Annotated in this window: 21 protein-coding genes; 13 read left to right on the forward strand and 8 right to left on the reverse strand. The window is 63.8% G+C overall.

The genetic code is table 11. The features are described 5' to 3' along the window. The gene (gene tssF / locus P5W98_RS19535) at positions 1 to 1,803 is read right to left on the reverse strand and encodes a type VI secretion system baseplate subunit TssF (RefSeq protein WP_421026426.1); all 1,803 of its coding nucleotides are present in this window, start codon (positions 1,801 to 1,803) and stop codon (positions 1 to 3) included. Between the two features lie 281 nt (positions 1,804 to 2,084). Between tssF and P5W98_RS19540 the strand changes: the two genes are divergently transcribed. Further along, positions 2,085 to 3,797, forward strand: a complete 1,713-nt coding sequence (locus P5W98_RS19540; RefSeq protein ID WP_421026425.1) for a peptidoglycan D,D-transpeptidase FtsI family protein — start codon at positions 2,085 to 2,087, stop codon at positions 3,795 to 3,797. A gap of 94 nt (positions 3,798 to 3,891) precedes the next feature. Here the strand turns inward: P5W98_RS19540 and P5W98_RS19545 are convergent, their stop codons facing one another. After that, the gene (locus P5W98_RS19545) at positions 3,892 to 4,707 is read right to left on the reverse strand and encodes a Crp/Fnr family transcriptional regulator (RefSeq protein WP_421026424.1); all 816 of its coding nucleotides are present in this window, start codon (positions 4,705 to 4,707) and stop codon (positions 3,892 to 3,894) included. A gap of 188 nt (positions 4,708 to 4,895) precedes the next feature. Between P5W98_RS19545 and P5W98_RS19550 the strand changes: the two genes are divergently transcribed. Next, positions 4,896 to 6,539 carry an acyl-CoA synthetase gene (locus tag P5W98_RS19550; RefSeq protein ID WP_421026423.1) on the forward strand — a complete coding sequence of 548 codons (1,644 nt, stop codon included), beginning with the start codon at positions 4,896 to 4,898 and terminating at the stop codon, positions 6,537 to 6,539. Between the two features lie 279 nt (positions 6,540 to 6,818). Then, positions 6,819 to 7,130: a hypothetical protein gene (locus P5W98_RS19555; RefSeq protein ID WP_421026422.1), complete on the forward strand. Its 312-nt coding sequence runs from the start codon at positions 6,819 to 6,821 to the stop codon at positions 7,128 to 7,130. A 240-nt stretch (positions 7,131 to 7,370) separates the two neighbouring features. Here the strand turns inward: P5W98_RS19555 and P5W98_RS19560 are convergent, their stop codons facing one another. Further along, positions 7,371 to 7,973 (reverse strand): response regulator transcription factor, encoded by a 603-nt coding sequence (locus P5W98_RS19560; RefSeq protein WP_175196662.1) that lies wholly within the window; start codon positions 7,971 to 7,973, stop codon positions 7,371 to 7,373. Between the two features lie 196 nt (positions 7,974 to 8,169). Between P5W98_RS19560 and P5W98_RS19565 the strand changes: the two genes are divergently transcribed. Genes P5W98_RS19565 through P5W98_RS19580 form a run of 4 tightly spaced genes read left to right on the forward strand, consistent with a single transcriptional unit; the run spans position 8,170 to position 12,003 of the window. Continuing rightward, entirely contained in the window at positions 8,170 to 8,886 is a 717-nt protein-coding gene (locus P5W98_RS19565) for a TetR/AcrR family transcriptional regulator (RefSeq protein WP_421027057.1), read from the forward strand. Continuing rightward, on the forward strand, positions 8,883 to 9,890 hold the full coding sequence (locus P5W98_RS19570) for an HlyD family secretion protein (RefSeq protein ID WP_421026421.1): 1,008 nt from the start codon (positions 8,883 to 8,885) through the stop codon (positions 9,888 to 9,890). Before P5W98_RS19565 ends, P5W98_RS19570 begins: the two co-directional genes overlap by 4 nt. Next, on the forward strand, positions 9,887 to 10,858 hold the full coding sequence (locus tag P5W98_RS19575) for an ABC transporter ATP-binding protein (RefSeq protein ID WP_421026420.1): 972 nt from the start codon (positions 9,887 to 9,889) through the stop codon (positions 10,856 to 10,858). The genes P5W98_RS19570 and P5W98_RS19575 overlap by 4 nt, the downstream gene beginning before the upstream one ends. After that, complete coding sequence (locus P5W98_RS19580; RefSeq protein WP_421026419.1) at positions 10,858 to 12,003, forward strand: ABC transporter permease; 1,146 nt, start codon at positions 10,858 to 10,860, stop codon at positions 12,001 to 12,003. Before P5W98_RS19575 ends, P5W98_RS19580 begins: the two co-directional genes overlap by 1 nt. Here P5W98_RS19580 and P5W98_RS19585 read toward each other — a convergent pair. After that, positions 12,000 to 12,152: a hypothetical protein gene (locus P5W98_RS19585; RefSeq protein ID WP_434718532.1), complete on the reverse strand. Its 153-nt coding sequence runs from the start codon at positions 12,150 to 12,152 to the stop codon at positions 12,000 to 12,002. The genes P5W98_RS19580 and P5W98_RS19585 overlap by 4 nt on opposite strands. A 5-nt stretch (positions 12,153 to 12,157) precedes the next feature. On the opposite strand from P5W98_RS19585, the gene P5W98_RS19590 reads away from it, so the two are divergent. The 6 genes from P5W98_RS19590 to rpsU all read left to right on the forward strand — a co-directional run bounded on the left by P5W98_RS19590 (position 12,158) and on the right by rpsU (position 16,094). Next, positions 12,158 to 13,615: an efflux transporter outer membrane subunit gene (locus P5W98_RS19590; RefSeq protein WP_434663977.1), complete on the forward strand. Its 1,458-nt coding sequence runs from the start codon at positions 12,158 to 12,160 to the stop codon at positions 13,613 to 13,615. Positions 13,616 to 14,142: 527 nt separating this feature from the next. Further along, complete coding sequence (locus P5W98_RS19595) at positions 14,143 to 14,346, forward strand: cold-shock protein (RefSeq protein WP_421026417.1); 204 nt, start codon at positions 14,143 to 14,145, stop codon at positions 14,344 to 14,346. 278 nt (positions 14,347 to 14,624) lie between these two features. Beyond that, on the forward strand, positions 14,625 to 14,849 hold the full coding sequence (locus P5W98_RS19600; RefSeq protein WP_421026416.1) for a hypothetical protein: 225 nt from the start codon (positions 14,625 to 14,627) through the stop codon (positions 14,847 to 14,849). Positions 14,850 to 15,195: 346 nt separating this feature from the next. After that, positions 15,196 to 15,486 carry a hypothetical protein gene (locus tag P5W98_RS19605; protein WP_421026415.1) on the forward strand — a complete coding sequence of 97 codons (291 nt, stop codon included), beginning with the start codon at positions 15,196 to 15,198 and terminating at the stop codon, positions 15,484 to 15,486. A gap of 105 nt (positions 15,487 to 15,591) precedes the next feature. Further along, on the forward strand, positions 15,592 to 15,807 hold the full coding sequence (locus P5W98_RS19610; protein ID WP_421026414.1) for a hypothetical protein: 216 nt from the start codon (positions 15,592 to 15,594) through the stop codon (positions 15,805 to 15,807). 74 nt (positions 15,808 to 15,881) lie between these two features. Then, positions 15,882 to 16,094: a 30S ribosomal protein S21 gene (gene rpsU / locus P5W98_RS19615; protein ID WP_421026413.1), complete on the forward strand. Its 213-nt coding sequence runs from the start codon at positions 15,882 to 15,884 to the stop codon at positions 16,092 to 16,094. 186 nt (positions 16,095 to 16,280) lie between these two features. Here rpsU and P5W98_RS19620 read toward each other — a convergent pair whose 3' ends face one another. The 4 genes from P5W98_RS19620 to P5W98_RS19635 form a co-directional block, all read right to left on the reverse strand. Next, a complete protein-coding gene (locus P5W98_RS19620) occupies positions 16,281 to 17,120 on the reverse strand; it encodes an ABC transporter permease (protein WP_421026412.1) in 840 nt (279 codons plus the stop codon). Positions 17,121 to 17,134: 14 nt separating this feature from the next. After that, entirely contained in the window at positions 17,135 to 18,445 is a 1,311-nt protein-coding gene (locus P5W98_RS19625) for an ABC transporter permease (RefSeq protein ID WP_421026411.1), read from the reverse strand. Between the two features lie 122 nt (positions 18,446 to 18,567). After that, the gene (locus P5W98_RS19630; RefSeq protein ID WP_421026410.1) at positions 18,568 to 19,611 is read right to left on the reverse strand and encodes an ABC transporter substrate-binding protein; all 1,044 of its coding nucleotides are present in this window, start codon (positions 19,609 to 19,611) and stop codon (positions 18,568 to 18,570) included. 73 nt (positions 19,612 to 19,684) lie between these two features. After that, positions 19,685 to 20,776 (reverse strand): ABC transporter ATP-binding protein, encoded by a 1,092-nt coding sequence (locus tag P5W98_RS19635; protein WP_421026409.1) that lies wholly within the window; start codon positions 20,774 to 20,776, stop codon positions 19,685 to 19,687. Between the last annotated feature and the right edge of the window lie 133 nt (positions 20,777 to 20,909).

The raw sequence follows: 20,909 nt of genomic DNA on the forward strand, positions 1-20,909 counted from the left end.
TCATATCAACTGCGAACGTCCCGCACGAAATGGACAGCGCCGTATCTCCGATCCGTTCATCTTGGACAACACAACAAGCTGCGTAAAACTATTCTCCGGCACGTAACGCGCGAAATAACGGTCCAAAACGCCAATAAAAGCCACCATGCTGTGCCCGGAAAATGCCTGTTCATCAAGCGACAGGGTAATTTCCAACCCGGACATGATTGACGCATTCGGCCTGCCCGGGAACATTCGCTGAATCCATTTCTTGCGTACGAACGACACCGTATCGACATGCTGCACCTGCGCTCCTGACGGCGCGCACTGCCGAAGCAATCGTCTGAACTCCTTCCACCCTTCAGTGCCCAATTGAGTCGGATTAGGCGGCGTCAGCGCAACGATGCGCATGCGCGCGTCCTCCTCGTTCACGGGACGGAATGTGTGTGAGGGCTGCAGCAGCAACGTGATCCGACTCCCCGCCGCCCCCTTTTCATCGCGCAGATCTCCAGGCGGGCCACCAATTTCCATCCGCGCGGGAAAATCGCGATTGGTGCACGTCACGTCGATCTCGATTTGCTCAGGCCACTGCTCCGCCGTCTGTCCGTTTTCCCGCAGCAGGATCAACGATGTTTCGTACCCCGGATGATGGCGAGCCCGATATTCGTCGTGCCGCCGCAGCCAGTAGCGCCCGGCTGCGCGAGCCGTCGCTGTTGCATGAGAAAGCGCGTTGTAGTGTGGAATCACGCTCTTGTCGGCAGCGTCACGAACGCAGCGTATCGCGTAAGTTTCCTGGATCTCGGGATCCGATGACGGCACCACCGGATAGTCGAGAATGAGCCCGCCGCGTCGCGCCTTCACATCGGCCCGCTCGAACAGGTTGACGACTGGCGCGCAGAACAGCCGAAAGTTGTGTGGAGAAAGATCGGCAAGTGCACTCGCTGCCCGACTGTCGGGATGCAGCGCGACGGCGAGATGCAATGTGATCCGCTTCGCCTCGTGCGTCCGAGCAGCCCTTAGCAGCGCGGCGGCATCAAAGTCGATGAAATCGAATTTTTGCGGGAAAGCCATGTATTCGAGCAGCGGGCGAACGAATGATCCGGATGGGCTCTCGTTGGGTAGCAACGCGTCGTTTTGCGCAAAGCCGGCTGCCGTCAACGGAATTCGTTCAAGCGACGTCCAGTGTCCGGCACTGTCCGCTTCGACAAAGGCCTGGCGCGTACGCAAGAGCATCGTGTCCGCCAACGCCGCCACGGTCTGTGGCTGCCCCGCCAAATAAACGCGCATCACAGCCGGCATGGCGACGGAAAGCGCCGCCGTGCCTGTCGGCTCGAACGTGATCGACACGATCAGGGTGGTGTCTGGCGGCAGGCCGGCGCGGCCCGGCGCAACCATACTGGACGACACGCGCACGTCGGCAATCCTGATAGGCGCAGCCGTTATGTCGTACACCGTCCGAAAGCGCAACGTGTCGTCGAGACTTGTGAGCAGCGTTCCGCGCTTGATAACGAGCGGTGCAGAGGGTGGCTCGTTCAACTCGATACATACGATTGAACTGGCGGGAAAGGGGTGCAGGTAATGCGGATGCAGCACGTCCAGCAGGGCCTCCGAAAACTTCGGCGCTCCATCGTCCAGTTTCACGCGGGCGTGCGCGGCGAGCAGCGAGAACGCCTGCATGAGGCGTTGCACGTGTGCGTCTTCGGAGTGGCCACCGGAAATGCTCAACCGCTCGGCGGCCTTGGGATACTTGCGGCCAAAATCGTCAAGCAGGTCGCCCAGCAGGCCGAGTTCCTGCTCGTAGTACTGAAGGAGTTTTTCGAGCATATCCGGTGCGGCATGGCCCGCGCGAGAGGGCCATTTTTCTCAGGTCGCGATTGCAGCCGATTCAACCGTGCAACCACGGCATCGACCACCAGGGAAACAAAAGGCAGGCTATTTCCGACGCCAGAGTATGGCCGAGCCCCCTTCCGCACCGCCGACCTATCCCCCATTTCCCTGCGCCCGCTCATCCTCCTACCGCTTCACGGCAGCAAAAGGCCGCGAAAATTTCAATTCAATTACATAGATATTACAATAATACATCGCTAAATCCCCGCCCCGCCCCGATGATCCGCTCCAGGAAACCGCCGCGCGACCCGCACGCCACGGCGACCCGCCATCCGATGCTCTCGCCGAAGCTGCCCGCGTGGCGCTCGAAGTTCATCGTGTTCGTGCTGTTCGCGGCCTTCGCCGCGCTTGCCGGCCGCGCGCTCTGGGTTCAGATCGTCAACCACGACTTCTATGTGAAGCAGGGGCAAAAGCGCTATCAGCGCACGCTCGAGCTCGACGCCATGCGCGGGCGCATCGTCGACCGCCACGGCGCGCTGCTCGCCGTGAGCCTCGAAACCTTCGAGATCTGGGCCAATCCCAAGCTGCTTGATGAAGCCGCCTACGCGCCGCTCGCGAAGCTGCTCGACATGCCGCTCGCCGAACTGCGCCGGCGCCTGCCGCACGAGCGCTCGTTCGTGCTGCTCAAGCGCCAGGTCGACGCCGAGACCGCCGCTCATATCGACGAAATGGCCACCGGCGGCATCACGCTGATTGCCGACTCGAAGCGCTTCTATCCCGAGGGCGAATCGGCGGCGCACGTGGTAGGTTTCACCGACATTGAGGACCAGGGCCAGGAAGGCGTCGAGCTCGCGGCCAACGCGCGCCTGCGCGGCACGCCCGGCCAGCGCGAGGTGATCCGCGACCGGCTCGGCCGCGTGGTTTCGGAGCCGAGCGAGCGCGTGCTGCCGAAAAACGGCGACACGGTGCAGCTCACCGTCGACCGCCGCATCCAGCAGCTCGCCTATGCGCAGTTGAAGGCGGCCGTTGCGAAGCATCACGCGGAAGCCGGCAGCGTCGTGGTGCTCGACGCGCAGAACGGCGAGATTCTCGCGCTCGCCAACTGGCCGTCGTTCGATCCCAACAATCGCGCGCGCCTCACGGGGCGCCAGTTGCGCAACCGCGCAGTGATCGACACATTCGAGCCGGGCTCGACCATCAAGCCGCTCGTCGCGGCGCTTTCGATGGATCTGCACAAGGTCAACGCCAATACGATCATCGACACAACGCCTGGCACGTATCGCATCGGTCCGGCCGTGATTCACGACACCTCGAACCATGGCCGCATCACGGTGGCGCAAGCGATCCAGATGTCGAGCAACATCGCGCTCGCGAAGATGGCGCTGAACCTGCCCGCGCAGACCATCTGGAGCAAGTATCAGGACTACGGCCTCGGCATGCGGCCCGAGGTGACGTTCCCCGGCGCCGCCGCGGGCCGCGTGCGGCCCTGGGCGCGCTGGCGGCCGATCGAGCAGGCGACCATGGCTTACGGCTACGGCCTCTCGACTTCGCTCCTGCAGATCGCGCAGGTCTACACCGCGTTTGCCGGCGACGGCACGATGTACCCCGCGAAGCTGCTGGGCGGCGAGCCTGGCTCGCCGGGCGCCGCGCCGCGCGCCGTGACGACGCCCGCCACGGCGGCGTCGATGCGCAAGATGCTGGAAATGGCCACGAGCGAAGGCGGCACCGGCCGCGCGGCCAATGTCGAGGGCTACCGGATCGGCGGCAAGACCGGCACCGCGCGCAAGCAGGTCGGCGCGGGTTATGCGAAGAACCGCTATCGCGCGCTGTTCGTCGGCATGGCGCCGATGAGCGCGCCGCGCGTGGTCGTCGCGGTGATGATCGACGATCCCGCAGGCGGCTCGTTTTACGGCGGCACGGTGGCGGGGCCCGTGTTCTCGGGCGTCATGCAGGGCACGCTGCAATTGCTGGGCGTTCCGCCGGACGCGTGATCGCCGTCGGCGGTCGCGCTTGTCAAGCGCGTCACCGAGCCCGGCAAAGCCGCGCCCGGTCGCTTCAGGCGGTGCGGCTACCGCTCGCCGCCACTCAAATCTGGTCGCGCCCAAACGCGCGCAACGCGCCGAGATCCACCACATCCACGCGGTTATACGAAAGCGTGACGAGCCCCTCTCGCTCGAGCGTCTGCAACGCCTGATTGACGCGCTGCCGCGACGCCCCCGCGAGCATGCCGATCTCCTCCTGCGAAATCTCCAGCGCGTGGCCGGTTTCCGGATACAGGTCGGGGTTGAACATCTGCGCGAGCGCCTGGGCCACGCGCGCGTCGACGTCGAGCAGCCGGCTATTCTGGATCAATGCGATGAACTCGCCCATGCGGTTGTTCAACTGATGAATCACGAAACGGTTGAACGGCAGGCTGCTGTCCATGAGCCGATGAAACGTGTCCGCCGTCACCGCCATCACGAGCGAGGGCTGCAGTGCGATCACGTCGTACTTGCGCGGCTCACGCTTGATCACGCTGCCCTCGCCGAACCAGCCGCCATGCGGCACGCCCGAGAAGGTGCAGCCGCGCCCCGACGCATTGAAGATCGCGAGCTTCACGAGCCCGCTGCTCACGCCCAGCCAGTATGCGGACGGCGCTTCGCGAGCAGCCACGATCGCGCCCGCGGCCCATGCCTGCGCGTGCGAGGTGTCGACCACCCATGCGCGGTGCTCGGGCGCGAGCGTGCGAAACCATGCGCAGCGCTCGAACAGCGCCGCGAGCTGGACCGCATTGCGCGCGTCGATCCTGACCGGGTCGATCCTGACCGGGTCGATCCTGACCGGGTCGATCCGGCCTGCAGCAAACGTGGCAAGGGTGTCCTTAGGCGGAATGGGGTCCGGAGGGATAATGGGCTGCGTCATCGCGCTTACCTGAATTACCTGGAGGTCGGTCATCGGTGGCGCGGGGAAGGCATGCTCTGTCGCGCCGGCGACAGACTCCCCCGCACCGTCCTGCTACGGTAGCGCGAATCATACCGACAAACCAGCCGATAAACCGGAAACAGGCCCGCGCTCCGGGCCCTGTATGGATCGCATCAGGAGACAGCACCATGTCGCACCCGTACGAGGAAGGGCTCGCGCAACGCGAAGCCAATTACGTCCCGCTCACACCGATCGACTTCATTGCGCGCGCCGCCGAGGTCTATGGCGACCGTCTCGCCATGGTCCACGGCAACGTGCGCCGCAACTGGCGCGACACTTACGCGCGCACGCGGCGTCTCGCGAGCGCGCTCGAGCGTTCGGGCGTCGCGCGCGGCGACACCGTCGCGGTACTGCTCCCCAACATCCCCGCCATGGTCGAGGCGCACTTCGGCGTACCGATGGCGGGCGCCGTGCTCAATACGCTCAACACGCGGCTCGATATCGCAACCATGCTGTTCATGCTGCGCCATGGCGAGGCGAAGGTGCTTATCGTCGATACCGAGTTCGCCACGCTCGCGCAACGCGCGGCGCTCGAATTTCCGGCGCTGAAGATCATCACCGTGGCCGATGTCGCGCCCGCGGACCCCGAGCATTTTCCACGCGGCATCGACTACGAGGCCTTTCTCGATCAGGGCGACCCCGAGTTCGCCTGGCAACTGCCGGCGAACGAGTGGGACGCCATCGCGCTGAACTACACCTCGGGCACCACCGGCGACCCGAAGGGCGTGGTCTATCACCACCGCGGGGCGTATCTGAATGCGGTGAGCAATATCCTCGAGTGGGATATGCCCAAGCACGCCGTGTATCTGTGGACGCTGCCGCTCTTTCATTGCAACGGCTGGTGCTTCGCGTGGACCGTGGCGGCGCGCGCGGGCGTGAACGTGTGCCTGCGCAAGTTCGACGCGAAGCTCGTATTCGAGCTGATCCGCTCCGAAGCGGTCACCCACTATTGCGGCGCGCCCATCGTCCAGGGTGCGCTCGCCGACGCCCCCGCCGAATACCGCGAGGGCATCACTCACACGGTGCGCACGATGGTGGCGGGCGCGCCGCCCGCACCCGCCGTGATCGCGAAGATGAAGACCATCGGCATCGAGCTCACGCACGTGTACGGGCTCACCGAGGTCTACGGTCCGGCTTCGGTGTGCGCGACACAGGAGAGCTGGAAAGCGCTGCCCGAAGACGAACAGGCGCGGCTCGCCGCGCGCCAGGGCGTGCGCTATCACCTGCAAAGCGGCATCAGCGTGCGCAATCCCGAAACGATGGAGCCCGTGCCGAACGACGGCGAAACGCTCGGCGAAATCATGTTTCGCGGCAACATCTGCATGAAGGGCTATCTGAAGAACGAGCGCGCGACGGAAGAAGCGTTTCGCGGCGGCTGGTTCCATACCGGCGATCTCGGCGTGATGACCCCCGACGGCTATGTGCGCATCACCGACCGCAGCAAGGACATCATCATCTCGGGCGGCGAGAATATTTCGAGCATCGAGGTGGAAGACACGCTGTATCGCCATCCCGCAGTCGCGCTCGCGGCGGTCGTGGCGATGCCCGACGCGAAGTGGGGCGAAGTGCCGTGCGCATTCGTCGAACTGCGGGAAGGTGCGAGCGCAACGACCGAGGAGATCATCGCGCATTGCAGGCTCTTTCTCGCGGCTTACAAGGTTCCGCGCGTCGTGAAGTTCGGCGAGTTGCCGCGCACCGCAACGGGCAAGATCCAGAAATACGAATTGCGCGCGCAGGTGGGGTCGAAAAGCGCAATCGATATGAAGAAATAGTCCACGGCAACCGGCGGGCTTCGTGCGCCCGCCTTGCCGTCTTTATGTTACGGCTCTTGACAACCGCGTCCGTGAAATTGCTTTGGCAATCTTCAGAAACCCGCGGTAATCCGTTACGCATCAAGAGCCGATTATAAAACGCGCAGTTTTCGTGCGGCAGACCGCTCGAAATGAAACATTACAAGTGCTCACGTATTCATCGCCTTGTCCCCTATAAGCTGGGCTTCATGTCGAATGCAACGCAATGCATGACGACGTACCCAAAAAGGAGGAACGCATATGAATACGACGCGCTGGAAAACCCCCGCCCGAGTTCTCGCCGCCGCGCTGCTCGCAGGCGGTGCGCTGATGAGCGCATCGAGCGCCTTTGCCCAATACGCGCCGCATCATGATGGGCCGCGCATGGTGCCGGTGGATGCGCGAGTGTCGATCGGCTGGCACGAAGACCGTTACTGGGACGGCCACCGCTACTGGGAACGTGACGCATGGATGCACCATCATCCGCACGACCCGGGCCCTCCGGGCTGGCATGGCGACCGTCACGAGATGCGTTACGACGATCATCGCCCGCCCCCGCCGCCGCGCTACTGATTTGATCGACGCGGAACCTGACACCCGCCCCGCATCATATTCCCCGCCATTTAATTCGACATGCGAATTAACTTAAGCGGATCTGCGCCGAAAGCCTCGCGACAGTAACGACGCGTAATGTGAGCGCGTTGCTTCGCACGCAGCCGGTAGGTAACGTTATGGGGCGTTTCGTTCCCAGGAGCGCACGGTGTATTCTCATTACCCCGGCCGTTCGCGGCTGGGGCTCTTTTTGCCCCGGCTTCAATCGATAAGCTTGTTCAAGGTGGCAAATTCGATCAGCGCCGCCAGCGACGAAACACCGAGCTTGTCGAGCACGCGCGTCTTGTAGGTGCTGACCGTCTTGTCGGAGAGCCCGAGCCGCGCCGCCACGCCCTTGTTGCTCATGCCGCGCGCGAGATATTGCAGCACTTCCACTTCGCGCGGCGAGAGCCCGTTGAGCGCCACATCGCGGCCGCCGCCGCAACTGCCTGCCGGAAAGCAGTCGTACCCGAGCAGCACCGCCTTCACCACGCCGCACAACTCCTCCACGCCACGGCTCTTGCTCACGTAACCGTTCGCGCCCGCGATGCGGGTGTGATTCGCCATGACCTGCTCGGGCTTCGCGGAGAGCACGAGAACGCGCGTGGCGGATTGCCGGGCGCGGATGCCGCGAATGACCGAGAGCCCGTCCAGTTTCGGCAATTCGAGATCGAGGATGACGAGATCAGGCTGCAATTCCTGCACGATGCGCAAACCTTCTTCCCCGTCGCTGCACTCGCCCACCAGTTCATATTCGGTGTGCAAAACGTTCGCAAGCATCTTGAGGACGATGGGGTGATCGTCGATAACCACGATGCGCTTCATTTTTTCTTCCATTTTTAGGGGCGTGATCGGATGCACCTTTCGGTACGAGAATGACAGCCTGAATGACCACCCCACCTTTGTGTATAGGAAAGGTCTGAAAGGACGTCGCCCGACTGACAATCGTTAACCCGCATCGCGCGCATTTGAATCTAACTAACGCGTGAATTAGACTGGACCAATGAATCCACGTCGCTCGATGCCGGCCTCGCCTCCCTCGCCTCCCTCGCCCGCCACGGCCGGAAGCCGCAAGCCTCGCGGGCGCCGCCGCGCCGATACCGACCTCGACGTGCGCGAGCGGCTGCTGGCCTGCGCGACGCAACTCTTCGCCGAACAAGGCATTGCCGCTACGACCATGGCGCAAATCGCCGCCGCGGCGGGCGTCACGTCGGCCATGGTTCACTACTACTTCACCAATCGGGAAAAGCTGCTCGACGCCGTCGTCGAAGAGCGCATCGCGCGCTCCATTGCCTATGTGTGGGGCAGCGCGGATAGCGAAGCCGCAGCCGACCCGCACGCGCTCGTACAGGAACTCGTCGCAAGGCTCTTCGAAGTCACCGAGCACCTGCCGTGGCTGCCGCCGCTATGGCTGCGCGAAATCGTCAACGAAGGCGGCCTGTTGCGCGAGCGCATGCTCAAGCGCCTGCCCGTCGAACAACTGCAACGATTCGTCATGCATATCGGTTCTGCGCAGCGCGAGGGCACCGTGAACCCGGCGCTGGAAGCGCCGCTGCTGTTCATGTCGATCCTCGCGCTCGTCATGCTGCCGCTCGCGACCGCGAGGCTCTGGCAAAACACGCGCGGCCTGCCAAAGGTCGAGCGCGAAGCGCTGCGCCGCCATGTCACCGCGCTGCTCGCGGGCGCCATGCGGGTGCCCGCGAATGCTGCTGGAAATACCACAGGAAGTGCGCCATGAGCGGACAGATCGAACCTGCGCGCGCCTCGCGCTGCAACCGCTTGCCGCTTCGCGCAGCCATCGTCGGCCTTGTTGGCCTCGTTGGCCTGGGCGCTCTCGGTGCGTGCTCGCGCCACGAAGCGCCGGTCTGGCAAGGCTACGTCGAAGGTGAATATGTTTATCTCGCGTCCTCGCAATCGGGCACGCTCGCGAAGCTCGCCGTGCAGCGCGGCCAGGCCGTCGCTGCCTCGGCGCCCGTATTCGCGCTCGAAGCCGTCGACGAAACCGCTGCGCGCGATGAAGCGCGCCACCGCCTCGCCGCCGCGCAGGCGCAGCTCGACGATCTGCAAACCGGCAAGCGTCCGCCCGAAGTGCGCGTGACCGAAGCGCAGCTCGCCCAGGCCGAGGCCACCGCGCGCAAGGCGGCGCTCCAGCTCGCGCGCGATGAGGCGCAGTTGCGCGCAGGCGGCATCTCGCAGGCGCAGCTCGACGACTCGCGCGCGCAGGCCGCATCGAGCGCCGCGCAGGTGCGCGAGTTGCAGAATCAGGTGCGCGTCGCGAACCTGCCCGGGCGCGTGGCGCAGATCGCGGCGCAGGCCGCCGATGTCGAGGCGGCGCAGGCCACGCTCGCCCAGGCGCAGTGGAAGCTCGATCAGAAGCGCGTGACCGCGCCCGGCGCGGGGCTCGTTTACGACACGCTCTATCGCGTGGGCGAATGGGTGCAGGCCGGCAGCCCGGTCGTGCAGATGCTGCCGCCGCAAAACGTCAAGCTGCGCTTTTTCGTGCCCGAAACCGTGGTGGGCTCGCTCGCGCCGGGGCGCAAGATTCTCGTGCACTGCGATGGCTGCGCCGCCGACGTGCCCGCCACCATCACCTGGGTTTCGAACGCCGCCGAGTACACGCCGCCCGTCATCTACAGCAACGAGCAACGCGCGAAGCTCGTGTTCATGATCGAGGCGCATCCGGCCACGCAAGACGCCGCGAAGCTCCATCCGGGCCAGCCGGTGGAGGTGCGGCTGCAATGAGCACAACCAGCGCAACGGGCGCGGACACGGGCGACGGGCCGCGCTACGCCATCGACGTGCGCAATCTCAACAAGCATTTCGGCGACAAGCACGTGGTCAACGACGTCTCGCTGCGCGTCGCGCGGGGTGAGATCTTCGGCTTTCTCGGGCCCAACGGCAGCGGCAAGACCACCTCGATCCGCCTCATGTGCGGCCTGCTCACGCCCGATTCGGGCTCGGGCACCTGCCTCGGCTACGACATCGTGCGCGAGAGCGAAGAGATCAAGCGGCGCGTGGGCTACATGACGCAGCGCTTCTCGTACTGGGACGATCTGACGATCCGCGAGAATCTCGACTTCGTCGCGCGCATCTACCGCATGCCGCGGCGGCGCGAATGCGTCGACCGCGCGATCGAATCGCTCGGCCTCGAAAGCCGCGCGAACCAGCTCACCGGCGCGCTCTCGGGCGGCTGGAAGCAGCGTCTCGCGCTTGCCGCCTGCATGCTGCACGAGCCGCTGCTTCTGCTGCTCGACGAACCAACGGCAGGGGTCGATCCCAACGCGCGGCGCGACTTCTGGGAAGAACTGCACCGGCTCGCCGCGCGCGGCATCTCCGTGCTCGTGAGCACGCACTACATGGACGAAGCCGAGCGCTGCCACAAGCTCGCGTATATCGCGTACGGCAAGCTGCTCGCGCAGGGTACCGCCGCCGAAGTGATCGCCTCGCAAGACCTCGAAACGTGGGCGATTCACGGCGATCAGCTCACTGCGCTCTCGACGCAATTGCGCACCATGCCGGGCGTCGATCAAACGGTGGTGTTCGGCCCCGTGCTGCACGCGAGCGGCCGCGACCACGCGGCGCTCGCGGCCTCGATCGAGCACGTGAGCGCCGGCACATCGTTGCGTGCACAACGTATTGAAACCGGTTTGGAGGATGTCTTTATCCATCTGATGAGCCAGACGCGCGACAACTACGGAGGCAAGGCCTGATGCTGAAGCTGAACCTCGCGTTCTCCGTGTCGCGCTGGTGGAGCATCGTGCTCAAGGAGTTCCTGCAGCTCAAACGCGACCGCGTGACCTTCGCGATGATCGTCGGCTTGCCGATCATGCAGCTCACGCTGTTCGGCTATGCGATCAACACCGATCCGAAGCACTTGCCGACCGCCATCGTGGTGGCCGAAGACAGCCCTTTCTCGCGCAGCTTCGTGGCAGGCATGAAGAATTCGGCTTACTTCGACGTGGTCGAGACGCTGCCCGACGAGGCCTCCGCGCGGCATGCGCTCGCGCGCGGCAGCGTGCAGTTCGTGCTGAGCATTCCCGTGGATTTTTCGCGGCGCCTGCTGCGCGGCGAGCGGCCCTCGCTGCTAGTGGAAGCGGACGCCACCGATCCCACCGCCATCACCACTGCGCTGGCCGCGTTGCCCGGCCTCATCGCCCCCGTGGCCGCGAAGGACCTGACCGGCCCGCTCGCGCACCTGAACGGCGCGCCCGCTGCCTTCGACGTGCAGGTCCACCGCCTCTACAACCCCGAGGGCATCACGCAATACAACGTCGTGCCGGGCCTCATGGGCGTGATCCTCACGCTGACGATGGTGATGATGACCGGTCTCGCCATCACGCGCGAACGCGAACGGGGCACGATGGAAAACCTGCTCGCCATGCCCGTGCTGCCCATCGAGGTGATGACGGGCAAGATCGTCCCGTACGTGGCGATCGGCCTCGTGCAGGCGACCATCATCGTGCTCGCCGCGCGCTTCGTGTTCGACGTGCCATTCGAGGGCGGTCTCGTGGCGCTCTATCTCTCGGCGCTGCTGTTCATCGCAGCGAATCTCACGGTGGGCATCACGCTCTCGTCGCTCGCGCAGAACCAGTTGCAGGCCATGCAGCTCGCCGTGTTCTACTTCCTGCCGAACCTGCTGCTCTCAGGCTTCATGTTTCCCTTTGCGGGCATGCCACGCTGGGCGCAATGGATCGGCAACCTGCTGCCGCTCACCTACTTCAACCGGCTCGTGCGCGGCATTCTGCTCAAGGGCAACGGCTGGGCTGACTTGTGGCCTTCCGTGTGGCCGCTCGCCGTGTTCGCGGCAGTCGTGATGGCGATCGCGGTGCGCTTCTACCGGCGCACGCTGGACTAGGAGCGCGATGATGAAACGCCATACTCCAACGCCCTTGTCATCGCCTTTGTCATCGCCTTTGTCATCGCCTTTGTCATCGCCTTTGTCATCGCCTTTGTCATCGCCTTTGTCATCGCCTTTGTCATCGCCCGTGTCATCGCCTTTGTCATCGCCCTTGTCATCGCTTTTGTCACTGCTGCTGGCAGCCGCACTCGCGGGCTGCACGGTCGGCCCTGACTTTCACGCTCCCGCAGCACCGCAGGACCCCGACTACACGCGCACGCCGCTGCCCGACGCCACGGCCGGCGCGCCGGGACCCGGCGGTGCCGCGCAAACTTTCGCAGCCACCGAACACGCGCCGCGCGCCTGGTGGAAGCAATTCGGCAGCCCCGCGCTCGACAGTCTCGTGGACGAAGCGCTGCACGCCAGCCCGACGCTCGATTCCGCACGCGCGAAGCTCGTCGAGGCGCGCGAGAATTACAACGCGCAAGCGGGCGCGGCGCTGTATCCGGCCGTCGACCTGAAGCTCTCCGGCACGCGCCAGAAGATCAATCTAGCTGCCTTCGGCATCACCCAGGTGGCGAGTCCGGCACCGTTCACGCTTTACAACGCCTCGGTCAGCGTCTCGTATGTGTTCGACCTGTTCGGCGCCAACCGCCGCGCACTCGAAGCCACGCTCGCGCAAGTCAATTATCAGGAATACGAACTTGAGGCGGCGAAGCTCACCGTGGCGGGCAATGTGGTCGCCACGGCAATCCGGCGGGCCGCGCTGCGTAGCGAAATCGACCTCACGCAGCGATTGATCGTCGCGCAAACGCGGCAATTATCGATCATGGAAGCACGACTCGCGGCCGGCGGCGTCGCGCGGCTCGACGTGCACAGCCAGCGCACGCTGCTCGCGCAAACGCGCGCAACACTTGCGCCGCTCACCACGCAGCTGGCCCAGACCGATCATCTGCTCGCCATCCTGCTAGGCGTGGGGCCATCGAGTTCGGCCTTCGCGCCGCAACTCGACGCGCTCACCCTCGACGCGTTGCCGCTGCCCGAAACGCTCGCGCTCACGTTGCCTTCCACGCTCGCACGCGAGCGCCCCGACATTCGCGCATCCGAGGCGCTATTGCATCACGCCAGTGCGAACGTGGGCGTGGCGACAGCCAACCTGTTTCCACAGATTTCGATTTCGGCGGGCGCGGGCTCGGAACGCACGCGCATCGAAGACGTGATAACGGGGCTCAACATCTGGAACGTGGGATTTGGCCTCACGCAGCCGATCTTTCATGGCGGCGAGTTGCGCGCGAAGCGGCGTGCGGCGCAAGCCGCCTATGAGGCCGCGTTCGCGGACTATAAGCAGACGGTGCTGCAAGCGCTCCAGCAAGTCGCCGACACGCTGCACGCGCTGCAGGACGACGCGCTGGAACTGCAAACCCGCGACGACGCCGCGCACGAAGCGCAAGCCAACGCCTCGATCGCGCATGATCGCTACGCTGCGGGCGGCGTGAGCGAATTCGATCTGATCGACGCGCAACGCCAGGCGCTGCAAACCGCGCTCGATCGCACGCGTGCGCAGGCCACGCGGCTCACGGATACGGCAGCGCTCTATCAGGCGCTGGGCGGCGCGGCGCTGCCCGATTAGGCCGCGCGTTAGTGCTGGCGCGAAAAAGAGCTCTTCGTGGATTTGCGGGGGAAAGCGGTTGCGGACGGCCTGGGGTCGGCCATGACGCGCCCTTCACCTGAAACTCAGCAGACATCCCGGCGTCGGTTGCGCTTTGTACACGGCCGGTCATACGCGGCTCTGATACGAATTTAGGGGAACGTTGCGCAATTCACCTTTTTCGACCCCGCCACAGCAAGTGCGGTGCCGCCCTAAGCTTGTGTCTGTCCCCACCTTATGTCTAACCTGTGCGCCTTACCAGGCAACGGTGCGCAGCCCGACAGGCCGCATCGCTCGGGCTGCACAACCGACCGCCGGGTGAAACAGTTACAAGATAAGTATTGACGCTGGCAGCACCCAGCGGGTACTGTGCCAGCTGAAGTTCAAGAAGTTCGACTGCTGTTCATCAATTGCTCGCTCCTCCGCGGTATTCGTTGTCCTCTCCCTCCTTGAAGCTTCACCCACTCTTTAACAGAGTAATTCTTCGTAGTTTTCCTCAAGGATTTTTTATGGATACCGGTACCGTTAAGTGGTTCAACGACAGCAAAGGCTTTGGCTTCATCACGCCGGATAAGGGCGGCGACGACCTCTTCGCTCATTTCTCCGAAATCAGGGGCGACGGATTCAAGACGCTGGCTGAAAATCAAAAGGTGAGCTTCGAAACGAAGCGAGGCCCGAAGGGTCTGCAAGCGGCTAGCATCAAGCCGATGTAAAGTTTGAAGGGCCCGGTCTCCCGCGATGGACGCCGGGTTATAGCGACATCCTCGCGGAGCTTGGTCTCCTGAATCCGGCGCGATTGCGCTTAGCTGCACCTGTTCATTCAGCAGCTCGCCAAGCCCCATACGCCTCGTTGTTGATCATTCCCCCCTCAGGCTTCAACGCCATTTTTTGCTTTCCGACTGCTTCAGATTCAGCTCGCCATGGCTTTGAATCGGCGTGCCCCTGCATATTTCACACGGCATGCGCGCACTCGAACATCATTAAAATTAAAATGCGTAATAAACAAATTCAACAATACAACGGCTATGCCGTCCAACCCTCGGCGCATCGTTTGCCCGACGGTAGTTTTTCGTCCAACCTGCTGCTCGAGCGCATCAATAGCGCGCGCGCCGAAGGCCGCTACCAGTTTTATTCGCTCGATTACTTCGCGAGTGAAGAGCAGGCTCTGCAGCACTCGACACGCTGGGCGCGCAACTGGGTCGACACGCGCGGTTAAAGGCGACACGGTTTCGCCGCATTTCGCCGTCGTTGACACGGTGCCAAGCGAACGTCGGCTGCGATACGGCGCTATGCGCATACCCGCAGTCGATCCAGGCTACCGGCTCGTAACAGTAGCGGGGGCAGGAAAACATTCGCTGTACAAATCGGGCAATGGGTGTAGGATGAAAGCGTTGATTGACCCACAGCCCCTCTCTGCGCCTCTCCAGTCACCCTTTCCAACGGAATCGGGCCGCTCATTCATCACAGGCCGAACAACGCGGCCGATCATGTGAAGACTGAACTCAGTCGCTCACGCCCTTTTCCCGATTCGTCGCGTGTTGACGCGGCTTCAAAGGTATTTCATGACAACCGGATTCCGTCTCTACCGTGGACTGGAAGTTTATCCACTCGTCTATCCGCATCGTGCCACCGAGCCCGGCAATGGGCATAACTACGACGAAGGATTCGACGCTGCCGTGCGTATCCAGGCGCCGGGAAGCTCAGGGGAAGCGCCCCGCAGCCGCGTATTCCGGCTTGTGGTGACGAAGCCCTTCCAGAGCGCCGGAGACGCGCGGCGTGCTTCGACTGCCTATGCGGAACACCTCATCGATACGTGTTCCCAAGACACGAACATCCTTGATTTGGTGTTGTGATTCGCACCTCGCTACAGGCCCTGTTGAACGCGTGACACATCCCATCCATCCACGCGAAGCTGGCGCAACGATCCTGGTCGCGCGGCAACCAAACAAGGAAAGACAGTGCGCTTCAATTCGACGCGATTCATTATCGACCCGACGCCACGCAGGGCCGACGGCGAATACATGGCCCATGCCCGCATCAGCACCAGCCGTGCGGACGGGAGCAAGTACGACATTCATCTAAGTGGTGATCTCGCGGGCTTCGACATGCGCGAGGACGCCATTGCCTATGCGAAAAAATGGGCGCAGGAATGGCTGGACGTGCGCTTTGGCTGAAAGGAAACAAGGCCGCAAACTCCGTCGCGCACGTCCGGACGATTCACGGCGCAAACTCACAACCAGGAAGACAATTGACTACTGTAACCCCCAAACTGAACGAACCGGTGGAAGTCGCGCTGCGCCGCTTCCGACGCTCGATCGAGAGCACCGGCTTGATAAAGGAACTGCGGGCCAGAACGGCTTATGAAACACCGACTGCGAAACGCAAACGAAAGAAGGCCGCCGCTGTAGCCCGACTCAGAAAACAGATCAAACGGTCATTGCCACCGAGGAAGCTGTACTGAGCCAAAGTTGTCGTGCAGGCAAGCGAGCGGCGGCCCTGCTCCAGGAGCAGTCGTTGGCAGCGCTGCACCCGAATGACGGCAGCGGGTCGAACAGAGCCTGGCCCGGAAATCCACGAAGCCCCCCTAAAAAAGCGGCGCATGCGCCGCTTTGCACTTCAGGCCACAATCAGGCCACCTCAAGCCGCCTCAAGCCTTCACCGCGCGCGCCGCATTCCTGCCGCGCAGCCATTCGAGCGCCAGCAACAGGCCCGTCGAAAACACGATCAGGATCGTTGCGAGCGCAGCGATCGTCGGGCTGATGTTCTCGCGAATGCCCGTGAACATCTGGCGCGGCAGCGTCGTCTGATCGGCGCCCGCAAGAAAGAGCGTCACCACCACCTCGTCGAACGACGTCGCGAACGCGAACAGCGCGCCCGAAATCACGCCGGGCGCGATCACGGGCAGCGTGATGCGGAAGAACGTCGAAACGGGATTCGCACCGAGCGAAAGACTCGCGCGCACGAGGTTGTAGTTGAAGCCCTGCAACGTGGCCGACACCGTCGTCACCACGAACGGCACGCCCAGCGACGCATGCGCGAGAATCAGGCCCAGATAGGTATTGGCGAGCCCGAGCGGCGCGAAAAACAGATACATGCCCACGCCCACCACCACCACGGGCACGATCATCGGCGAGATGAGCACGGCCATCAGCAAGGCCTTGCCGCGAAAATCCGCCTTCGTGATGCCGATGGCCGCAAGCGTGCCGAGCACCGTCGCCACCAGCGTCGCCGCCGGCCCGACGATGAAGCTGTTCTTCGCGGCCATGCGCCACTCGTCGGACATCACGAGGTTCTGATACCAGCGCATCGACCAGCCCGGAATCGGGTAGACGAGAAACGTGCTCGACGAAAACGACAGCGGCACGATCGCGAGCACCGGCAGGATCAGATAGAGCAGCGTGAGCACGGCGAGCCCGCGCAGCGTGAAATACCATACGCGTTCGATGGCCGAGGTATGCGGCGCAAACAGAGGCTTGGCGAATTTCATGTCGGTTGCCTCCGTTAGCCGAGGCTCAGTTGCGTGCGCGTGAAGCGCCCATAGACGAAATACAGCACGGTGGTCGCCGCGAGCAGGAGCGCGCCGAGCGAGCATGCCATGCCCCAGTTGATCGACACGTTCGTGAAGTACGCCACGTAATAGCTCACCATCTGGTCGGCGGGACCGCCGAGCAGCGCCGGCGTGATGTAGTAGCCGATCGAGAGGATGAAGACCAGCAGCACACCCGCGCCGATGCCCGGATAGGTCTGCGGCACGTACACGCGCCAGAACGCCGCGAACGGATGGCTGCCGAGCGAGACCGCCGCACGCTGGTAGGTGGGCGGGATCGACTTCATCACGCTATAGAGCGGCAGCACCATGAAGGGCAGCAGAATGTGCGTCATGGAGATGTACACCCCCACGCGATTGAAAAGCAGCGTGAGCGGTGTGGATATGATGCCGGTGCCGATCAGCGCCTTGTTGACCAGTCCTTCGCTCTGCAGAATGACGATCCACGCAGCCACGCGCACGAGAATCGATGTCCAGAACGGAATCAGCACGAGGATCATCACGAGATTGGCGCGCCGCTCGGGCAGCGTCGAAATCCAGTACGCGAGAGGATAGCCGAGCGCGAGCGTAAACAGTGTCACGAACACGCTGATCACGAAGGTGCGGCCGAACACGGCGAGATAGATCTGCTGGTCGGGGTCGGCGGGAACGATGCTGCCGAACGCATCCTGCTTGTGATCGAGCGAGGCCAGCAGATAGAACGGCGAGTAGCGGCCACTGTTCTTCGCAATGGCCTGCCAGTACGTCACGTCGTTCCAGCGGTCGTCGAGCTCGACGATTTTGGCGCGCGTTTGCGCTGGCGTGAGCTTGAGCGGATGGCCGTCGTCGTCGGCGAGCGGCATGGCGCGCGCCGTCTTCGCCACGAGCGAGCGATAGCCCGCGATCTCGACGTTCAGGCGGCGGGCGAGCGCGCCCATGGCGTCGCCGTCCTGCACCGCCGTGAGATCTTGCGCGAGTGCCGCGTAGGCCGCGTCGGGCGGTGCGCTCTTGCGGTCCCAGCTGCTCAGCGCCGCAACGGTATGCGGCAGCGCGGTCGCCACCTCGGGATTCTGCACGGCGCGCGTGAGCAGCGCCGCGATCGGCACGACGAAAATCAGCAGCAAGAAGATCGCCAGCGGCGCAATCAGCAAGAGCGCCATCGTGCGCTTTCTGGCCTGCGCGAGGCGCAGTTCGCGTTTCAGGCGCGCAACCGGCTCGCTTGCGTCTGCTGCGCTGCTGCTTGCGCTGTTGCGTGATTCATCGGCTGCGTGTTTCGCGGTCGTCATGGATGTCAACTCAGTCTCCTGCGGTCACCCCGGAAGCGCTCGCCCCGAGGCGCCATACCACACGCACCGCCCCCGCATGGGAGGGCGCGTGCGGCCTGCCTCCGTTATCGCCTCGTCCCCGCTTACTTCGCGGCCCAAGAGCCGAAGCGCTGCTCGAGTTCGTCGCCGTGGTCGGTCCAGAACGTGAGGTTCTCCTGGATCGCGGTCTTGCCGTTCTTCGGCGAATTCGGCAGGTTTTCGAGCGTCTTTTCGTCGAGCGCCTTGATCGCCGCTGCGTTCACCGGACCGTAAGCGATGTGCTTCGCATAGTCCTGCTGCGGCTTCGACGACAGCGTGTACGCGATGTACTGCATGGCCTGCGCCTTGTTCGGCGAGCCCTTCGGAATCGCCCAGTAATCGAGGTCGTAAATGCTGCCGTTCCACACGACCTTGAGGTTCTTGCCTTCGCGCTGCGCGGCATCGATGCGCCCGTTATAGGCCGTCGACATCACCACGTCGCCCGCCACGAGGAACTGCGGCGGCTGCGCGCCCGCTTCCCACCACTGAATGTTGGGCTTGAGTTCGTCGAGCTTCTTGAACGCGCGGTCCTGGCCGGCCTTCGTCGCGAGCACCTTGTAGACGTCCTGCGGCGCCACGCCGTCGGCCATCAGCGCGAATTCGAGGTTGTAGCGCGCGCCCTTGCGCATGCCGCGCTTGCCCGGGAATTTCTTCACGTCCCAGAAATCGGCCCAGCTTGCGGGCGCCGTCTTCAGCTTGTCGGCGTTATAGGCGAGCGCCGTGGACCACACGAAAAAGCCCGCGCCGCACGGCTGCACCGCCGCCTTCAGGTAATCGGCCTTATTGCCGAGCTTCGCCCAGTCGAGCTTCTCGTAGAGGCCTTCGTCGCAGCCGCGCGCGATGTCGCCGGTCTCCACTTCGACCACGTCCCAGTTCACATGCTTCGCCTCGACCATGGCCTTGACCTTGGCCTGCTCGCCGTTGTACTCGACCACCGTGACCTTGTTGCCGGTCTGCGTCTGGAACGGCTCGTTGAAGGCCGCCTTCTGCGCGTCGCCGTTCGCGCCGCCGAAATTCACGACCGTGAGTTCCGCGGCGTGCGCCACGCCACACGAGAGTGCGAACGCGGCCGCCGCCGCTGCAACGCGCAAATTGCCGATTTGCTTCATGGTGTAGTCCCCTTCTCCTGGATGGTTTGTTTTCGCGCGCATCGGCGCTACCTGCGGTGGATGCTTCGTGCCGTCACGCGAAGATGCGCAGATGCTCTGGCGCGAACTCGAGCGCGACCGGCTGGCCGGGCGCGAAGGCTTCGAGCGCCTCGGTGCCGAGCGGCACCTTCACGAAGCACTCGTCCTGGTGAGGCAGACCGCAGCGCATGCGCACGTGGTCGCCGAAATAGATGAGGCTGCGCGCCTCGCCCGCGAGCGCGTTCGCGCCGTTGCCGCCGGCTTGGGACGAGAGCTTCATGCGTTCGGGCCGGATGCAGGCGACCGCATCCGCGCCCGCCTGCGCGCCCGCCACGTTGCGGCCTTTCAGGCGCGTGCCGTCGGCGAGATGGATTTCGCAGAATTCGCCTTCCACCGCGGCGATCTTGCCGCGCAGCCGGTTGCTGTCGCCGATGAAGTTCGCCACGAACTCGTTGCACGGCGATTCGTAGAGGCGGTCCACGGTATCGAGCTGCTGCACGATGCCCTTGTCGAACACCGCCACGCGGTCGGACATCGTGAGCGCCTCGCCCTGGTCGTGCGTGACGTAGACGAACGTGACCCCGAGCTTTTCATGGAGCGACTTCAGTTCGTACTGCATATGTTCGCGCAGCTGCTTGTCGAGCGCGCCGAGCGGCTCGTCCATGAGCACGAGCTTCGGCTGGAACACGAGCGCGCGGGCCAGCGCGATGCGCTGCTGCTGGCCGCCCGAGAGTTGGGCGGGATAGCGCTTGGCGAAGCCCTCCATGCGCACCATCTTGAGCGCATCGTTCACGCGCGCGGCGCGCTCGGCCATGGGCACCTTGCGCACGCCGAGCGGATACGCCACGTTCTGCTCGACGGTCATGTGCGGAAACAGCGCGTAGTTCTGAAACACCATGCCGATGTCGCGCTTGTGCGGCGGCACGTTGTTGAGCAGCTTGCCTTCGAGGCGGATCTCGCCGCCAGTGGGAAATTCGAAGCCCGCCAGCATCATCAGGCAGGTGGTCTTGCCGGAGCCGGACGGCCCGAGCAGCGTCAAAAACTCGCCGTGGTAGATGTCCAGATCGAGTTGCTTGACCACCAGCGTCTCGCCGTCGTACGTCTTGCGCACGCCCCGAAAGCTGACGATCGCCTCCGATGTCTTCATCGTCTTGTCTCCTATGTCGACCGGAGTGAATGCTTCAGCACTTCCGGCGCGGCTCAATTTATTCTCACACGAAAAAAAATTAGCCGAATCTGACGTCGGATTACTATAGACGCTCAAGGCTCTATTGAATGGA

Origin of the sequence: Paraburkholderia sp. A1BS-2L, assembly GCF_051125205.1 — a bacterium.
GTDB lineage: Bacteria > Pseudomonadota > Gammaproteobacteria > Burkholderiales > Burkholderiaceae > Paraburkholderia.

Coding starts and splice junctions, on each gene's coding strand:
- P5W98_RS19630 (WP_421026410.1), bottom strand. CDS start 19,611: ATGAAGCAAATCGGCAATTTGCGCGTTGCAGCGGCGGCGGCCGCGTTC.
- tssF (WP_421026426.1), bottom strand. CDS start 1,803: ATGCTCGAAAAACTCCTTCAGTACTACGAGCAGGAACTCGGCCTGCTG.
- P5W98_RS19565 (WP_421027057.1), top strand. CDS start 8,170: ATGCCGGCCTCGCCTCCCTCGCCTCCCTCGCCCGCCACGGCCGGAAGC.
- P5W98_RS19625 (WP_421026411.1), bottom strand. CDS start 18,445: ATGACGACCGCGAAACACGCAGCCGATGAATCACGCAACAGCGCAAGC.
- P5W98_RS19585 (WP_434718532.1), bottom strand. CDS start 12,152: ATGACAAAGGCGATGACACGGGCGATGACAAAGGCGATGACAAAGGCG.
- P5W98_RS19550 (WP_421026423.1), top strand. CDS start 4,896: ATGTCGCACCCGTACGAGGAAGGGCTCGCGCAACGCGAAGCCAATTAC.
- P5W98_RS19555 (WP_421026422.1), top strand. CDS start 6,819: ATGAATACGACGCGCTGGAAAACCCCCGCCCGAGTTCTCGCCGCCGCG.
- P5W98_RS19620 (WP_421026412.1), bottom strand. CDS start 17,120: ATGAAATTCGCCAAGCCTCTGTTTGCGCCGCATACCTCGGCCATCGAA.
- P5W98_RS19540 (WP_421026425.1), top strand. CDS start 2,085: ATGATCCGCTCCAGGAAACCGCCGCGCGACCCGCACGCCACGGCGACC.
- P5W98_RS19560 (WP_175196662.1), bottom strand. CDS start 7,973: ATGAAGCGCATCGTGGTTATCGACGATCACCCCATCGTCCTCAAGATG.
- P5W98_RS19605 (WP_421026415.1), top strand. CDS start 15,196: ATGACAACCGGATTCCGTCTCTACCGTGGACTGGAAGTTTATCCACTC.
- P5W98_RS19595 (WP_421026417.1), top strand. CDS start 14,143: ATGGATACCGGTACCGTTAAGTGGTTCAACGACAGCAAAGGCTTTGGC.
- P5W98_RS19545 (WP_421026424.1), bottom strand. CDS start 4,707: ATGACGCAGCCCATTATCCCTCCGGACCCCATTCCGCCTAAGGACACC.
- P5W98_RS19575 (WP_421026420.1), top strand. CDS start 9,887: ATGAGCACAACCAGCGCAACGGGCGCGGACACGGGCGACGGGCCGCGC.
- P5W98_RS19580 (WP_421026419.1), top strand. CDS start 10,858: ATGCTGAAGCTGAACCTCGCGTTCTCCGTGTCGCGCTGGTGGAGCATC.
- P5W98_RS19635 (WP_421026409.1), bottom strand. CDS start 20,776: ATGAAGACATCGGAGGCGATCGTCAGCTTTCGGGGCGTGCGCAAGACG.
- P5W98_RS19600 (WP_421026416.1), top strand. CDS start 14,625: ATGCGTAATAAACAAATTCAACAATACAACGGCTATGCCGTCCAACCC.
- P5W98_RS19570 (WP_421026421.1), top strand. CDS start 8,883: ATGAGCGGACAGATCGAACCTGCGCGCGCCTCGCGCTGCAACCGCTTG.